This is a genomic window from Pseudoalteromonas sp. NFXS53 (genome assembly GCF_056629255.1).
Genome location: NZ_JBWVBR010000005.1, coordinates 66,873 through 83,968, shown reverse-complemented (window position 1 = coordinate 83,968; position 17,096 = coordinate 66,873). Strand labels below are relative to the sequence as shown.

General features: G+C 39.2%; 15 protein-coding genes. 8 read left to right on the top strand and 7 right to left on the bottom strand.

Annotated features, from left to right (window positions below; translation table 11 throughout):
- The first annotated feature begins 71 nt into the window (after window positions 1-71).
- The 4 genes from AC1HJP_RS07650 to AC1HJP_RS07635 all read left to right on the top strand — a co-directional run bounded on the left by AC1HJP_RS07650 (window position 72) and on the right by AC1HJP_RS07635 (window position 6,654).
- A complete protein-coding gene (locus tag AC1HJP_RS07650) occupies window positions 72-1,871 on the top strand; it encodes a DUF4856 domain-containing protein (protein WP_480361297.1) in 1,800 nt (599 codons plus the stop codon).
- Window positions 1,872-1,961: 90 nt separating this feature from the next.
- Window positions 1,962-3,248 (top strand): imelysin family protein, encoded by a 1,287-nt coding sequence (locus AC1HJP_RS07645; protein WP_480361296.1) that lies wholly within the window; start codon window positions 1,962-1,964, stop codon window positions 3,246-3,248.
- Between the two features lie 12 nt (window positions 3,249-3,260).
- On the top strand, window positions 3,261-5,474 hold the full coding sequence (locus AC1HJP_RS07640) for a TonB-dependent receptor family protein (RefSeq protein WP_480361295.1): 2,214 nt from the start codon (window positions 3,261-3,263) through the stop codon (window positions 5,472-5,474).
- Window positions 5,475-5,661: 187 nt separating this feature from the next.
- On the top strand, window positions 5,662-6,654 hold the full coding sequence (locus AC1HJP_RS07635) for a sterol desaturase family protein (protein ID WP_480361294.1): 993 nt from the start codon (window positions 5,662-5,664) through the stop codon (window positions 6,652-6,654).
- 75 nt (window positions 6,655-6,729) lie between these two features.
- Here the strand turns inward: AC1HJP_RS07635 and AC1HJP_RS07630 are convergent, their stop codons facing one another.
- Window positions 6,730-7,011 (bottom strand): hypothetical protein, encoded by a 282-nt coding sequence (locus tag AC1HJP_RS07630; protein WP_138482907.1) that lies wholly within the window; start codon window positions 7,009-7,011, stop codon window positions 6,730-6,732.
- A 272-nt stretch (window positions 7,012-7,283) separates the two neighbouring features.
- Complete coding sequence (locus AC1HJP_RS07625) at window positions 7,284-8,855, bottom strand: cation:proton antiporter domain-containing protein (protein ID WP_480361293.1); 1,572 nt, start codon at window positions 8,853-8,855, stop codon at window positions 7,284-7,286.
- Between the two features lie 206 nt (window positions 8,856-9,061).
- Here AC1HJP_RS07625 and AC1HJP_RS07620 point away from each other — a divergent pair, with 206 nt between their 5' ends.
- Together AC1HJP_RS07620 and AC1HJP_RS07615 are read left to right on the top strand one after the other, a co-directional pair.
- Window positions 9,062-9,805, top strand: a complete 744-nt coding sequence (locus tag AC1HJP_RS07620; protein ID WP_138482911.1) for a sporulation protein — start codon at window positions 9,062-9,064, stop codon at window positions 9,803-9,805.
- Window positions 9,806-9,870: 65 nt separating this feature from the next.
- Window positions 9,871-10,317 carry a GNAT family N-acetyltransferase gene (locus AC1HJP_RS07615; RefSeq protein ID WP_480361292.1) on the top strand — a complete coding sequence of 149 codons (447 nt, stop codon included), beginning with the start codon at window positions 9,871-9,873 and terminating at the stop codon, window positions 10,315-10,317.
- 46 nt (window positions 10,318-10,363) lie between these two features.
- Here AC1HJP_RS07615 and AC1HJP_RS07610 read toward each other — a convergent pair whose 3' ends face one another.
- The 4 genes from AC1HJP_RS07610 to AC1HJP_RS07595 all read right to left on the bottom strand — a co-directional run bounded on the left by AC1HJP_RS07610 (window position 10,364) and on the right by AC1HJP_RS07595 (window position 14,820).
- On the bottom strand, window positions 10,364-11,710 hold the full coding sequence (locus AC1HJP_RS07610) for a sodium-dependent transporter (protein ID WP_480361291.1): 1,347 nt from the start codon (window positions 11,708-11,710) through the stop codon (window positions 10,364-10,366).
- 101 nt (window positions 11,711-11,811) lie between these two features.
- The gene (locus AC1HJP_RS07605) at window positions 11,812-13,101 is read right to left on the bottom strand and encodes a sensor histidine kinase (RefSeq protein WP_480361290.1); all 1,290 of its coding nucleotides are present in this window, start codon (window positions 13,099-13,101) and stop codon (window positions 11,812-11,814) included.
- 73 nt (window positions 13,102-13,174) lie between these two features.
- Window positions 13,175-13,882, bottom strand: a complete 708-nt coding sequence (locus AC1HJP_RS07600; protein ID WP_480361289.1) for a response regulator — start codon at window positions 13,880-13,882, stop codon at window positions 13,175-13,177.
- Between the two features lie 131 nt (window positions 13,883-14,013).
- A complete protein-coding gene (locus AC1HJP_RS07595) occupies window positions 14,014-14,820 on the bottom strand; it encodes a hypothetical protein (RefSeq protein WP_480361288.1) in 807 nt (268 codons plus the stop codon).
- A gap of 91 nt (window positions 14,821-14,911) precedes the next feature.
- On the opposite strand from AC1HJP_RS07595, the gene AC1HJP_RS07590 reads away from it, so the two are divergent.
- Window positions 14,912-16,081 carry a serine hydrolase domain-containing protein gene (locus AC1HJP_RS07590; RefSeq protein WP_480361287.1) on the top strand — a complete coding sequence of 390 codons (1,170 nt, stop codon included), beginning with the start codon at window positions 14,912-14,914 and terminating at the stop codon, window positions 16,079-16,081.
- Here the strand turns inward: AC1HJP_RS07590 and yhbY are convergent.
- Complete coding sequence (gene yhbY, locus AC1HJP_RS07585; protein ID WP_058029553.1) at window positions 16,078-16,371, bottom strand: ribosome assembly RNA-binding protein YhbY; 294 nt, start codon at window positions 16,369-16,371, stop codon at window positions 16,078-16,080. The two genes, AC1HJP_RS07590 and yhbY, sit on opposite strands and share 4 nt — an antisense overlap.
- A gap of 84 nt (window positions 16,372-16,455) precedes the next feature.
- Here yhbY and rlmE point away from each other — a divergent pair, with 84 nt between their 5' ends.
- Entirely contained in the window at window positions 16,456-17,085 is a 630-nt protein-coding gene (gene rlmE, locus AC1HJP_RS07580; protein WP_475159942.1) for a 23S rRNA (uridine(2552)-2'-O)-methyltransferase RlmE, read from the top strand.
- Window positions 17,086-17,096 lie beyond the last annotated feature (11 nt).

Below are 17,096 nucleotides of genomic sequence, written 5' to 3'. Positions count from 1 at the left end.
TATTTAGATGCGTGTATACTTTGCCGCAATTAAAATTTAATAATATTTAGTATTTTCAAAGGACAATAAGAATGACCCTTCGTAAGTCTCTGTTAGCTACATCTATCTTAGCTGCAACATTAGGTTTAACTGCGTGTGGCGGTTCAAGTAATAACGAAACAACTACACCTGACACAACTACACCTACAACGCCTACAAACAAAGCACCTACTGATATCACTCTTTCTTCATCAGCAATTACTGAAGACGCATTAGGTGTTGTTGTTGGTACTTTAAGCGCAACAGATGACAACGCAGAAGGTGCAACTTTCACAGTAGCTGATGACCGATTCGAAATTGTTGAAGGCAGTTTAAAATTAAAAGATTCAATTGCTATCAACTTTGAGCAAGAAATTGAAGTTAAAGTAACAGTAACAGTAAAAGATGCTGGTGGTTTAACTTTTGACAAAGAACTGACGCTAACGGTTACTGACGTTGAAGCAGTAGACGGCGTAAATGTTTATGAATTTGCTTCTAAACTTGGAACAGGTTCATCAGTTGCTTACACTGGTCAGACTGCACGTCATGCATTATCAGCCGAAATTAAACACTACATGGGTTTAATGACTGTTGAGTACATTGAAACAAATAACATTGTAGCTGCAGATGTAAGAGCAAAACTTGATGCGCTTTGGGGCGATTATGATTCTGTTTCTGAGAACCCAATTACTCACTTAGGTGATGATTTATCTGGTTATGAGCAAAAAACATTTGCTGCAATTTCAAGTTCAGGTAAAGAGCTTAGCGGTAAAATTGCAGGTGCTGATGCTTCGAAAATGTATAAAGAGTGGGAAGTTGAAGGCAACTTCAAAGGTGTTACTGAATTCGGTACTCAAGCTAAGACACCAGAAGGTTTAGTTAAACACTACTTTGATCTATTCATTGCTCAAATAGAAAAAGTAAATGGCGGTGATAGCTTAGTAGATGCTAATGGTGTTGCGATTACCAAAGCATACATCACACCAGAAGGTTTAGACCTTGTACAACTTGTACAAAAACACACACTAGGCGCTTTAATGTTTTCACAAGGTACTGATGACTATCTTGGTGAAGGTCTAGAATCAGATAACACGACAGCGCAAAAAGAAGGCGCTCTATATACGAAGCTTGAGCACCAATACGATGAAGGTTTCGGTTACTTTGGCGCATCACGTAACTACCTAGAATACTCAGATGACGAAATTGCTAAAAAAGGCGGTCGTGATGCATTCCAGGGTAAAAATGATATTGACGGCAATGGTGTTATTGACTTAGCGTCTGAATTTGTATGGGGTAACTCATCAAATGCTGCTAAACGTGACCGTGGTGCTGAAGTGACAACTGACTTCACAGCTGAAGCTATGGCTAACTTTATTGCGGGTCGTAAGATCATCACTGACAACCATGGCTCTAAAGTTGAAGAATTCTCTGAAGATGTAAAAGCACAGTTTGAAAAGCATGTAATTGGTGCTGCGCTTGGTTGGGAAAAAGCCATTGCAGCGACTGTGGTTCATTACATCAATGACTCTATTAGCGATATCGAAAACTTAAAAGATGGTGAATATACTACTGATGAGTTTGCTACTTACGCCAAGCATTGGGGTGAGATGAAAGGTTTCGCGTTAAACTTCCAGTTTAGCCCATTCTCTCCATTTGCTGAAGATAATTTAAACCCGAAAAAAGCTGATTTTGGTGAGGCTAAATTCGTTGAAGTTCACACATTAATGGGTGATAAGCCATTAGTAACGGGCACAACTGAAGAGTTTGAAGCCTACGCAGAAAAATTACGCCAAGCACGTGACATTCTAGCTGACGCATATGACTTTGCAGAAGAAAACGCTAAAAACTGGTAATAGTTTTAGCTAACAATATATTGAAAGGTTAGTGATTTAGGTTACTAACCTTTTTCTGTATCTATGATTCGAGATTTTAGGATTAATTTTATGTTGAGATCCGCAAAACTGAAGCCTTTGGCTTTAACTACTTCTTTAATACTTGGCCTGGCAGCGTGCTCAGAAAGCACTTCGAGCAGCCAAGGTGAAAACTTTGACGGTGGCACACCAGTTGTTGATAACGGTGGTAATACAACAAGCTTCGATGAAACGGCCTTGTTAGCAAACTTAATTGATAACGTCATTACGCCTACTTTCGTTTCATTTAAGGAACAAGCAGAGAAGAACAGCACAACATTAGCTTCTTATTGCAATGTTGAAAAATCAGTTGCGGCTGGAGAAAGCGAGGAGCAAGCAAGGTTAAATGCACTTGCAGCGGCCCAATCTAGCTGGAGAATTACAACTGCAATTTGGCAACAAGCAGAACTGATGCAGGTAGGTCCACTGGCGACGAATGAAGGTGAGTTAAGAAACTTAATTTATTCATGGCCAGCAAAGAGTACGTGTGGCGTTGACCAAGATACAGCATATTTCGAAGATGGTGTGATCAATTTAGATGAAAGTCGCCCTTATGATATTAAAAACCGTACAGCAACTCGCCGCGGTTTAGTAAGTTTAGAACACTTATTATTTAGTACAGAATTAAATCACAGCTGCTCAATTGCTAATGATGCCCTTGCGGATTGGAACAGTCGAACCGATGGTGAGCGTCGTGTTGCTCGTTGTGAGTTTGCACTCGAAGTAGCAAATGACTTAGTTGATAATTCAAAAGTTTTATTAGAAAAGTGGCTTGGTGAAACTGGCTATGCCATTGAACTTAAAAAAGCGGGTGAGCCAGGTAACAGCTTTGACAGTGCGCATGCTGCGGTAAATGTAATTACTAATGCAATGTTTTATGCCGATAAGCAATTAAAAGACCAAAAGTTGGCGCTTCCTCTTGGTTACTTCAGTAACTCTTGCGGCTTAGATCCGTGTGCAGAAGATGTCGAATCTCCAGTCGCTGCTAACTCTTTAGCAAATATGAAAGCGAATCTAGCTGCATTTGAAAAGTTATTTACTGGCAATGGCACTGCAGTGGAAAATACAACTGGTTTTGATGATTTCTTAGATTTTGAAAGTGGCTCAGATATAAAAGAAGCCATGCTGAAAGGGATTCAGGATTCAAATGCAGCAATTGACGCAATTGACGGTAACCTGCAGCAAGCACTTGTAAATGAAAAAGAAAAAGTTGAGCACACTCACGCTAAAGTTAAAGATATTACTGATCAATTCAAGCATGACTTCATTAATAAGTTAGCACTTGAACTACCTAAAACTTCAGCAGGCGACAACGATTAAAGAGCGAGTTCTATGAAAAAAACACTTTTAGCATTAACTGTGGCAAGTATTACGACGTCTGCGTTTGCTGATAACAAACAGGAAACAAGCGGTGACAATATTGAACACATTACAATACTAAGCCATACAGATAAACTTCGCACTGAGGCGGGTTCAACGACTTTGCTAACAGAGGTTGAGCTTGAGAAGTTTGAGTATGACGATATTCACCGTATTTTAAGTAAAGTACCTGGCGTGAATATTAGGGAAGAAGATGGTTATGGTCTTCGTCCAAATATTGGCTTTAGAGGGGTAACACCTGAGCGAAGCAAAAAGATAACAATAATGGAAGATGGCGTACTGATTGGCCCTTCTCCTTATTCTGCATCAGCAGCGTACTATTTTCCCGTGCCTACGCGTATGACTGCGGTTGAAGTATTTAAAGGACCAGCAGCCATAAAGCATGGCCCTCAGACCGTAGCTGGTGCGCTTAACTTTGTAACTAGACAAGTACCTGAGTTTACTGAAGGTGGTATCGATATCGCAAGAGGGACTGACGGTTATCAAAAAGTACATGGACACTTTGGCTCTGTTGTTAATAACGTAGGTTTTTTAGTCGAAGGTGTAAATCTAAAAGCTGATGGCTTTAAAGACTTAGATGGCGGTGGTAACACAGGCTTTGATAAAAATGACCTTTTAGCTAAATTCAATTATAAATTGACTAATGATGGGGTAGATCATACGTTCGGACTTAAACTGTCTTATGCTGATGAAAAGTCAGACGAAACGTATTTAGGCCTAACTGATGCAGATTTTGCTGAAAATCCGTACAGACGTTATGCAGCTACTCAGCCGGCATTAATGGATACTAAACACCAGCAGATTATGTTTTCGCATAATATGTCAGACGATAACTTATCAATGACAACCCGTGTTTATAGACATGACTATGAACGAGCTTGGTTGAAGCTCAGTAAGTTAGTAGGCTCTCAAGCTAGCTTGTCAGCTATTTTGGCTAACCCTGAAAAATATGAAAGAGAATACGCGGTTATCTCTGGCACGCAAAACTCTGTGGAATCAGGTAGTACGACGCATTATTTACTAATGGGTACCAATGACCGCGAATACTTCTCTCAGGGTATTCAAGTTGATGGTAATTATGATTTTTCAATTCAGGGTGTTGAGAACAAGCTTGCTTTCGGTGTTCGATTACATGAAGATGAAATTGAACGTAAGCACTTTACTGAAACATATGAAATGGAAGACGGTTTTGCGCTAAAAACAGCTGAAGAAGCCGTATTCACCACGACAAATATCGAAAACACGAAGGCGCTTTCAGTTTACATTGAGGATACTGTAGCGCTGGGTAATTTAACGGTATCTGCAGGTGTGCGTGGCGAAAGCATGGATATGTATTATACAAATAAAAAAGATGCTGACGATTGGCAAAAGAAAAAGACCACCATCTGGTTACCAGGTGTAAGTGGTTTTTATCAATTAAATGATGACTCTGGTCTATTATTTGGTGTGCATCAAGGCTTTGTTCCAAGCAGTCCTAAACAAGCCGCAGATATCGAAGTTGAAAAGAGCGTTAACTATGAGTTTGGTGGTCGATTTAATGACGGAATAACGCAATTCGAAGCGGTTGCATTCTTTAATGATTACAGTAACTTAAAAGAAAGTTGCGGATTTTCAAATTGTGGTATTGATGAGGCAATAGACCAGGAATTCAACGGTGGTGAAGTTGATGTATACGGTCTAGAAACACAATTTTCTCAGCGCTACCCTCTGAATTTACAAATAGATATACCTTATGGCTTTGTTTATACATACACCAAAGGTGAGTTTAAAACAGATTTCACATCAGACTTTGATCAATGGGGTAGAGTGACTTCTGGTGACAGCCTGCCATATGTTCCTGAACATCAGTTTGCATTTAATATTGGTCTTGAGGCAAGCGAGTGGTACACCAATTTAAGCATTAAGAATGTTTCTTCAATGCAAGAAAGAGCTGGTGATCTTGTTGATGATAATGGCGAGATTATTGCTGATGGTTTAAATGGTGTAAAAACTGATAGTGCGATTACGGTTGATATATCTGCGGGTTACGATTTTGATCAGTATGGACGTATCTATCTTAAGATTGATAACCTACTTGATGAAGAGAAAGTAGTGAGCCGTAGACCTTATGGTGCGCGCCCGGGCAAACCAAGACAAGTTATATTTGGCTATAAATATCAGTTTTAATCGGTATTTTATAACTATTAATTAGGGGCCACTTGTGGCCCTTTTTCGTATACTTTCTTTGCGCATTAACTTGTAAAATGTAAGAGAGTAACGTCTCTATTTCGTATACTTTTTGATGTGTTTTACCTTCATAAATCTATTAAGATAGAAGTACATCTCTATATATTTCAGTTCTAAAGGAGAATGTGTGTTAGAGCAAATTTGGCAAGACTTTTCAGCATTGCCTTCCTATCTAATTGACGCTAACAAGCGCATTTATATTCCGTATTTACTTAGCGCGATCGTTATGGCGTTTTTTGTATATACGCAAGTTGAGAAGTCAAAAAGTGGCAAAGGTTTTTTACGCTTTTTATTTCCTAGAGATGTGTGGTTGTGTAAAAGTGCGAAATTAGACTACACACTGTTAATAACCAATAAAGTAATTAAAGCAGCAACGTTTGCACCCATTGTGCTCACCATGGTGCCTGTCGCGATAGCTGTTACTGATTTTCTAGAGTGGGTGCTCGGCAAACCACTTATGTTGCAATGGCCAGAAGCCAGTGTGATTGCTTTTTTTACACTCATACTATTTTTGCTTGATGATTTCACTAGATACTTGCTGCATTTATTGCTTCATAAAGTTCCATTCTTATGGGAGTTTCATAAAGTTCATCACTCAGCAAAGGTGCTGACGCCATTCACTATTTATCGAACCCACCCTGTTGAGAGCTACTTATATGCTTGCAGAATGGCGGTGACGCAAGGTATCGCTGTTGGTGTGGGTTATCATTTATTTGGCACTTCGTTAAGCATGTTCGACATTCTAGGTGCAAATGCCTTTGTATTCTTATTTAATATTTTTGGTGCTAATTTAAGACACTCCCACATTTGGTTTAGTTGGGGAGACAAGTTAGAAGGGTGGTTTATTAGCCCAGCTCAACATCAGGTTCATCACAGCGATAACCCTAAACACTTTGATACCAACTTAGGCTCTGCATTAGCAATTTGGGATAGGCTAGGTGGGACTTTAATAAAAGCATCTGAGGCTGGCAAAGTAAGTATTGGCGTTGGTAAATATGACGCAAAACATGATTCTGTTTATGCAATTTATTGGTTACCAATAAAGCTAGCTGTTCTCAGTCTTATACCGAAGAAAATTATCAAAAAAGAAGTATTAGAAGAGAAAGAAATAAGCAAATAATACTCATTAGGGAAGAAGATAGGCTGGCGACGGGCATTGCCAGCCTATGAGTCGGAGAGTAGGCTCCCCAATTAATTAATGAACGACTTTGCTTTGTTTATAAAAGCCAAGGTCATTAAGTGTTTCAATTATTTTCGGGTCATCTAATCTAGATGGGGCTGATTCTTTTCTCAAAAAATGATCGGCCGGAACACTGTGCATATCTAGCATCTTGTTAAATAAAACAGTGCGAATTGTCAGCGCTGTCATTCCATTGTCTTGCAGCTCGTCAAGTCGGCTTTGCAAATCCACAAAAGGACTTGCTTTAACGTCATCCACTACGGCTGAAAAATTTAATTCTGCCTTACCTTTACGCATCAATGCCTCTCGCTTGCCAAAAATTCCAAAAAATAAGAGCTTAAGGTCAATCACATTTAAAACAAAAATTGTGTTTAAAATAGAGACTTAGCTCATAAGACCGTTCCAGTTTACTCTTTTTTTGAGCATGATTTCTACGGCCCATGTAAAGCTTTGTAAATCGACTTGCATTATTAGGAACAAGGAATATTAGACGTCTAGATGTAAGTTGTTGAGTGGTAAATAGAAATAGTTATCAGTACCTGCTATGGTACTGATAACTTTTTAAGTTATTAATTAAATATTTTTTGACTAACATGCTCAGCGAAACCACTACCGGCTTCTAGATAGAAGTTATAGGTAAACTCTACGCCCATTTCTTCTAATTCACGTTGTTGATCTGGATAGTATGCGATGGCACTGACACGACCACTGAAACCCGATGCTCTAAGCTGCTCTAGTGCAAAAATGTTTTGCATATGCTTAGGCATGGCTAACATTACCATATCAACGTCAGAGTGGTTCATACGTTGCCAGAAATCTGGATCGGTCGCATCGGCGAGTAAAACACGACGGTTGCGCTTCACATGCTTATCAACGACTTCCGGTTTGATATCAATACCTGCTACCTTACCAGGGTGCGACGCTTCTATGGTTTCGTAAGCACCTGTACCAATTCGGCCCATACCGAAAATAACTATTTTGGTATCAGTTAAATTAACAGGTAATTCTTCTTCCAACCGTTTATCACTCTCAAATTTTAATAGCCAAGGCTCTAGCTTAACGTACAGCTCATTGGCACGTTTATTTAGCGGAGAAGCTATGACAAAGGTGATTGACACTGCTATGGCAACAACAGCTAACCAATCGCTGGTAATGAGGCCTGTTGAAGCTGCTACCGCACATACGATTAATCCGAACTCACTATAATTCGACAGTGTAAATGCACTTAATAAAGAGGTACGCGCTCTGAGTCTGAAGAAGTTGGTTAACAGGTAATAAAGCATAACCTTGATAGGTAACACTAAAATAAGCATGACCGCAACTAACAGCGCATTAGGTGTAATATTTGCATTTAAGCCAATATTTAAGAAAAAGCCGACAAGTAAAATGTCTTTTACATTGAGTAATGATTTAGACAACTCACTGGCTTTTTTATGAGGGGCAAACATCATGCCTATGATAAGTGCACCTAAATCACCTTTTAATCCTGCAAACTCAAACGCATGGTAGCCAATTACTAAGGCGAAGAAAAAGCCAAATAGAGGTAAAAGTTCACCATGTTTAGAACGATTTAGTACCCAAAACATGACAGGTCTAAATAAAGGCAGAGCGACTAAAAGTCCAAGTGCCCAGATATTTGGCACTTTACCAGTGCTGACAGCCAAAAAGATAACCGCGAAGATATCCTGCATAACCAAAATACCAATGGCTATTTTGCCGTGTAGCGCAGACATTTCACCGCGCTCTTCTAGCACCTTGACTGCAAATACGGTACTAGAGAAACTAAAAGCAAAACCCACAAGCAAAGCACTTGAGGTATCTAATGAGCTGAAAAGCGGCAGTGAGGCAGCACCCAATAATAACAATAGGCTTGCAAAAAATGCAGTGCTTAAAACCATGTGAAGTGTTGCTGGACCCCACACTTGAGGCTTAACTAAATTACCGACTTTGAGTTTTAGGCCAATACTGAATAGTAGTATTGTAACACCCAGATCAGCTAACTTTGTAAGTAAGTCAGTTGTCTGGTGACCCATTAGGTTTAGAATAAAGCCGGCCATTAAAAAACCAATGAGTGGCGGCAGCTTGAGTTGGTAAATAGAAAATCCGCATGCAAATGCGACAGCAAAAAACAACAGTTCCATATTCAATATAATTAAGCGAAATTGATTTAGCATATTAGCAAAACTGACTGATTTATAAATCAAAACTTTAGGCGAATAGTGTGTAAAATTTGACTAACTTGTTATCAGTGAAAGATATTTGCATTAAAAACAAAAATTTTCGCTGACAAGATTTAATAAATGTGGTTAAGATGCATTAAGAAGGAATAATCTCTACAGGAGAGGCGATGTTTAAAAAAATCCTTGCATCTGTGGGTATCGGGGCTGCGAAGGTCGATACTATTTTAGAAACTGAACATTTATATCCAGGTCAAAAGTTTCAAGCACAAATTATTGTTGAAGGCGGAGATGTTGAGCAACAGGTATCCGGCCTAGAATTAGCTCTGATGACGCGAGTAAAAGTTGAGTCAGATGATGGCGAATATTTTACCAATCATGTTCTAGACAAATGGCGTATTTCAGAGCAATTTGTAATTGCACCAGGTGAAAAGAAAGTCATCCCATTTGAAGCTAGACTGCATTCAGAAACCCCGATTACTGAGTTAAACGCGGGTTACAATCATTCATTCGTTTGGGTTGAAACCGGTCTTGATATTGATTTGGCCATTGATCCTAATGACAAAGATACGCTGCACATTTACCCGAACGAAGCTGTCAAAGCCTGTATGCAGGCCATGGACAAGCTTGGATTCAGCTTAGTAAAAGCGGATGTTGAAAAAGGCTATTTAAGAGCATCTAGTTTTCAATCAACGTCTGGTTGCTATCAAGAGTTAGAATATAGACCTAACACGCGTTCGTTATTTGGCATTCAAGAGATAGAGCTGTCATTTGTGCCTGAAGCGCACAAAACTCACGTGTTAATCGAACTTGATCGAGCCTTTAGAGGTGATGGGTATGTTGATTTAACCATCGAGCATGATCATGTGAATGTGTCTCAACTATGTGATCAATTAGAAAGACTATTTAACTAAGTTAGTACGTCTTAATTTACTAAAAGCCTAGCTAGCATAGCTAGGCTTTTTTATCGGTGAAAAGCATGAAATGTTATGTAAAAAAATTCTCTGACTTAGATACGTTAACATTCTTCAAATTAGCTAAAGCAAGGGTAGATATTTTTGTTGTTGAGCAAGAATGCGCGTACCCTGAATTAGATGACGTTGATATTCTGGAAGAGACTCGACACATTTATTATTTAGATAGTGATGGAGAGGTTGTCGCTTATTCACGTTGCTATCAAAAAACTTCGCAGGTAACTGCGATTGGTAGAGTAATTATTACTGAGCCAAATAGAGGAAAGGGGCTAGCATCAAAATTAATGAAGGAGTCATTGAATGTATGCAAGAACATTTGGCCTGATTATAAAGTACAATTGAGTGCGCAAACTCATCTAACCCCTTTTTATGAAAGTTTAGGATTCAAAGCGATATCTGACACTTATCTAGAAGATGGCATTCCACATACAGATATGGAATTAAAACAATAAAAAAGCGAGTTCGATACTCGCTTTTTTAATAGGTCGCTAGCTCTGTTTAAAACGAATGAATAAACACCATAGCGATTGCCAGTGGGCATACAAACTTGATGTACCAAGGCCACACTTTCCAAAATAATGTATTCTCAGCTTCTTCATGGCCATTTTTAATTTCGGCGAGTAGCTTATTTCTATGCCAGATCCAGCCCACAAAGATACAACAAAGCATCCCAATTAATGGCTGAGAGAATTGCGTTGTTAAACTTACTACAAAACCAAACAATGCAGAGAAGTTGAAAATGATAGTGAAACTGACAAGAGAGATGATCCCGCCAATTATCCAAGTTGCTTGAACACGGCCTAAAGCAAATTTTTCTACAGCATAAGATACGGGCGCTTCAAGCATTGAAATAGACGACGTAAGGGCTGCAATACTCATCAGTGCAAAGAAGGCAAAGCCGACGAAGTAGCCAATATCGCCCATGCTGGAGAATAGAGCAGGCAATACTTGGAATACTAAGGTATCTTCAGATAACAGGGCGCCAGACTCTGAGAAAATAGCCACACCTTGCGCTTGTGCGACATACATAGCAGGAATAATTAAAAGGCCTGCTACGAATGCAATAAGTACATCGATAAGCGTGACATAGGCACCCAAAGAAACTAAGTTTTCTTTTTTACTGATGTAAGAGCCATAAATAATCATCACACTTGTACCCAAAGACAGTGAGAAAAACGCTTGCCCAAGTGCGCTAACCAAAAGTTGCGGATCTAATAAAGAGTTAAAATCAGGCACTAAATAAGCCTTTAAGCCTTCCATTGCACCTTCTTGAGTCATTACATAGATAATAAGTAGTCCTAAAATACTCAGCAGGGCTGGCATTAGACGCTTTGACCACTTTTCAATGCCGTTTTCAACGCCTTTACTGATGATAGCAATGGTCAGGATAATGAATAAACTAGTAAATATAAGGTCGCGTGGAAATGACTGAGTGTTAAGCCAAGTAGATGTACTTTCTAGGCCTGTCACTGCAGCAATCGGCTCTGCGGTAGCACTGAACATCCAGCCTGCAACAATGGCATAAAAGCTGAGGATCAAACCCGCGCAAATAATACCGCCAAAACCGACGATAAATGCGAATTTTTTCTGTAATGGTGAGTTAGCTAATTTTTGTAATGAAGACACTGCGTTCGCTTGGCCATGACGACCAATGACTAATTCGGCCATTAAAGCCGGGTAAGCTAAACAAAAGGCCAAAATAAGATACACTAAAACGAATGCAGCACCACCGTTAGAGGCAGTTTGAGTTGGAAAGCCCCAAATGTTACCAAGTCCAACAGCCGATCCTGCGGCAGCCATAATAAAGCCAAAGCGAGAACTGAACTCGCCTCTAATACTACTCATATGTTGTTATTCTTTTATATTCTAAGGGATGGCTGACAATCTACTGCAAATGATGAAAAATAAAAAGACCTTGTCTGAAATCAATACACCATAAATGATGATCAGTTAGGTCTTTTTGGCAGTTGTATCGTAAATTTAGCACCACCTAAGCTCTCAGACTGTGAAACAGAGACTTTCCCATGGTGCCAATCTACCACTTTACTGACGATCGCAAGTCCAAGTCCATAGCTTTTCCCTGCACGATTTCGGTGATTTTCTTCCTGAAAGAAAGGACTAAATACTTTATGCCAATTCTCTGGCGCTATACCTGGACCATCGTCTTCTATTTCTATATATGTGTATTGTGAGTCATAGTAACTAGAAATTTGAATGTGCTTGGTTGCAAAATCACAAGCATTACTGAGTAAGTTAGTAATGGCACGGGCTAACCAATGTAAGTCTGCGGTTATTTCGAATTTGGCATTTAGTTCTGTAAGCAACGACAGTTCGGCTTTTTGTAATTTAGGCTGTATTTGCAAGCTTACATCATGTAAGTAATGAGAGGCTTGTGTTGTTTCAAAATTTAATAAATGAGATTTTTGCTCGAGCGTTGCAAAGGATAAATATGACTTTAGCATATCTTCCATTTGATCTAAGTCTTTTTCCATTCTAAGCAGAATTTCATTCACCTTTTTATTGTCAGGCTCGTCTATCGCTGCATCTAAAGCGAAACGCATACAGGCAACAGGTGTTCTAATGTCATGAGATAAACTTGAAGCCATAAGTTTGTTTTCTGCCATCAGCTTTTCAATTTTGCTCGCCATGCCATTAAATGTAAGCTCTACGTCTTTAATATAAGTAAAATGGTTTGGCTCAATACGTGCGGAAAAATCACCGGCAGCAAACTGTTTCGCTTTACTCGTTAATACGTTTAACCTTTTTGCAAGCGGTGACAATATGAACCACATAAAAGTACAGACGCCGGAATAAAATAACAAGGTCAGTAATACATCACTGTTTTGCTCTTGTTCTGGTTTGGTTAGACGCAACTCGACATAATCTGGCATAAGACTTTTGGATGACTTAAGTAGGTAAAAGCCTATCTCGTCTTCAAGCAATAAACCTTGTGGGGTAAACATCTCGTCTTTTAACTCAGAGGGCAGAGCAAGACTTTGCCCATCTTTATAACTTACATCGAGTGAAAACTCTTGACTTATGGTGTTGGCAAATGAAGCACGTTGCTTTACAGGTTGTCTTTCTAACTGTTTAATAAACCCACCCGTGATATTACGTTGCCACATGAAGTTATCGTCTGGTGAGAAAGCTTGTTGATTAAACGTATCGATTAACCATCCAAGCACCACAATAGACAATAGCGCACTAGCAAGTAAATAAAGGTAAAGTTTTTTCAAATTGGCAACACCAAATTATAGAGAGAAAAAACCAACATGATTAAGCATGTTGGTTATGATGATTGTGTCTGGCTTACCAAGCTGTAGGGACCATCAAGTAGCCTTTGCCCCAGACAGTTTTGAATTTTTCTGGATGCTGAGGGTCGTCATTAAACTTCTTCCTAAGTGCAGATATAAGTACATCGACACTTCTGTCTAAGCCATCGTATTCTCGGCCTTTAGTGGCTTTAAATACCGCATCTCGAGACACGACTTCCCCTGCATTACTTGCTAAAAAGTGTAGCAATAAGTATTCAGCGCTAGAAATGGCAACTTCAGCACCATCAATTGTCACTTTACGGGCTAATGTATCTATGTGTAATGCACCTACTTGAATGTTGTCATCATCAACCTCGGTTGTGGAAGATGATTGTTCCGAAGCTCTGAGTAGAGATTTGATCCTTGCAAGCAGCGCACGAGGTCTAACAGGTTTGATAACATAATCACTTGCACCTACCTCTAAGCCGATGACTTCATCCATCTCTTCATCTTTGGCTGTCATCATTACGATAGGTTTGTTGTAGAATTGGCGCAGGTCTCGACAAACGCTTATGCCGTCTTGGCCTGGAAGCATAATATCAAGCAGTACAATATCTGGAGAGACATCTTTTACCATAGCAACAGCTTTGTCGCCTCTGTGGCAAATATGTGTTGTGTAACCTTGGTTATCTAGGTATTCAGCAACCCATTGGGCCAAAGATTCATCATCTTCAACAAGTAAAATAGTGGCGTAGTTTTCCATGTTTCCCTCACTAAAACCAATCACTTAAAAATGTAGTATACATCTACAGTGAAGGTATTCAGGCAATTTTATTGTGGCTTAATTATAAGAATTATAAGCAATAAAACCGCTTGAATACTGTAAAAAAATGTTTAGCGCACCTTTAGCTTGCCCATTAACTCGGCAATGAGATGAGCTTCGATGTCATTTGTCACTGCTGAAACCTCCTGATTAGTGCACAAACCAGACACTTTAGTTAAAGGAGAGGTTTGATATGCGACTTTATATTTAGGCACAGACACTTTTTGCTCAAATCGCTGTTTACGTGCAGCTTCTGTATTGTGCAAGTTGATAAAATCGACAACAGCCTGTTCATTTGTGACTACTTGTTGCTGGGTAAATTTATATATAACAGGTTTATTAATAAACCTGTGGCTGGAAATACTCGCTTGAGCAATCCAAACGACATCGGCACTTTGCTTGTGATTTAAGCGAAAGCTTACTTTGACTTCATAGTTGCTGCATTGTTTTGATTGATTACTTTCTATAACTGGCACATTGTGAGACTTAATCTTTTTATTCGCTTCGAGCTGTAGGTCTATATCATTGGTTCTTTCTACTGAAAGTTGCTGCACGTTAAGAATGTAATCGGCATCGTTACTATCGGCTACTACTAAACCAAGCTCAGAAAGTTGCTTTACTACGAGTTGGTATTGTAACTGCGTTAATTGAGGAGACTTTGGATCAACCCAAACACGATTGTTTTTGTAAATAGGGTGAGCGGGGAGCTGCACCGACTTAATTTTTACAGGGTTCTGCTTTGCGTTGTAGGTTAAGAAAATAACTTCTTTTTTTAGTAAAGGTTTTTTAGGTAATGTAAGTTCTGGCGCCAACTTAGGGGTAAAACTACATGCAGAACTAAGTAATAAACCAACTCCAAGTATCGATAACTTACGCATTAAAATTCCTCAGATTAATAATTTATGCCCAAACACAAGACAACAAACGACAAAATGTTAGAATGCCGTTATGAAAACAGGAGCAATTTTTATGAAGACCCTGATTTACGCAGTTATGGGGCTCTTCACCGTTGAATGTTTGGCATTAAATAAAAACAACAACGCCGAGCAGCAACAGTGGCAGCAATTTGTAAATCGCTATTCTAAGCAAGTCGAAACAAAACTAAAAGAAAAATCCATTCCTGGTGCGGCATTAAGTATCGTACAAGGTGAGGATAGTTACTTTCAAAAAGGATTTGGTCGAACAAAAGTCAAACAAGGCAGAAAAGTTGATGCGCATACTCGATTTCGTTTGGCGTCAGTATCAAAAACGTTTGCAGGCTCGCTGACCGCTAAATTAGCAACTGAAGGGAAAATCGACCTAGACCGAGAAATCAGTCATTACCTCCCACAAGCGCGTGAGTCAAAGTTTGAAAATTTAAAAGTCTACAATTTATTAAGCCATTCTAGCGGCATTGTGCCTAATGCCTACGATAATCTGGTTGAATCTAGAATGAGTTACATAGATATCACAGATAAGCTTTTTGATATTCAACCGATATGTAAACCCAGCATCTGTTACGGTTATCAAAATGTCATGTTTAGTCTTATAGATAGGGTAATACAAGCCAAAACAGGGTTAGATTACAAAACCTGGGTTGAAGAATTTTTATTTGCGCCTTTAGGTATGCGTGATGGCGGTGTTGGTTTAAAAAATTTAACCAAAGATAAAAATTTTGCTGCGCCTCATGTTTTAGGCAGAAAACGTTGGCATACAGCTAGATTAAAGAGCAACTATTACAAAGTACTGCCTGCTGCAGGGGTGAATGCGAGCGCGGCAGATATGGTCTTTTGGCTAAAAGCGCAACTGGGGCATTTTCCAGAAGTACTGTCATTAGATGCATTGACTGTTCAATCTCGGCCTTATGTACAAACTAAAAGAGAACTTAAAAGAAGAATTTGGCGTAAGCATGTTAAAGAAGCACATTATGGCTTAGGTTGGCGCATATATGACTTTGAAGGCACATTATTGTTCTATCATAGTGGTTGGGTTCAGGGTTACCGCACTGATATTGTGGTCATTCCTTCAATGAACATAGGTTATAGTATGCTACTTAATGCTGAGAGTGGTTTGATAAATGAATTAACAGTTGAATTTATTAAGCAGGCAATTGAGTGGAAAGAGACGTCAACAGCAAATGCTGTTGACGAGGAAGCTTAGCGAGGAAGTTGAATTTTCTTATCTTCGCTTTGGCGATATAGCACGATAACGTGACCAATCACTTGTACTTTATGCGCTTTTGTTTCTCTTACAATTGCGTCAAAAATTAGTTGTTTCGTTTCTCTGTCATTCGTCGGTACTTTCACTTTGATTAATTCGTGAATGTCTAAAGAATGATCAATTTCTAACATTACGCCTTCAGTTAGCCCGTTCGCACCAAGAAGAACAACTGGTTTTAGTGGGTGAGCTAGACCTTTTAGGTACTGTTTCTGTTTATTTGATAATGTCATATTGGTAATATTTACTAATCTTAGGCTTGAATTATCGCTATTCTACCGCCATCTACAGAATATTACTAATGAGTTGCAGTTAATATGGCAAATAAAAAGCACTCAGCGAGCTCAAAACGCTGGTTAAAAGAACATGTTGATGATCCTTATGTTCATGAAGCACAAAAACGTGGATTCCGTTCACGTGCAATTTTCAAATTAGAAGAAATACAGCAGAAAGATAAATTGCTCAGACCAGGCATGACTGTTGTGGATCTGGGAGCTGCACCAGGAAGTTGGTCGCAATATTTAGCTGAAGAAGTGAGTGATAAAGGGCAGGTCATTGCATGTGATATCTTACCAATGGATTCACTGGCAGGCGTAGACTTTTTACAAGGTGACTTTAGAGAAGAATCTGTACTCGATGCATTATTAGACCGTATTAACGGTAAAAATGTTGATGTTGTCTTTTCTGATATGGCACCGAATATGAGTGGCAACATGAGCACAGACCAAGCTGGCAGTATGTATTTAGTTGAGCTAGCGTTAGATATGTGCCATCAGGTATTAAAACCAAATGGTGCATTTGCAGTAAAAGTTTTCCAAGGTGAAGGTTTTGATCAATTTGTACAAGAAGTACGTAATTGTTTTAAAGTAGTCAAAATTCGTAAACCTAAAGCATCGCGTCCACGATCTAGGGAAGTATATATAGTGGCGACAGGCTACAAACTGTAGTACAGTTGAAG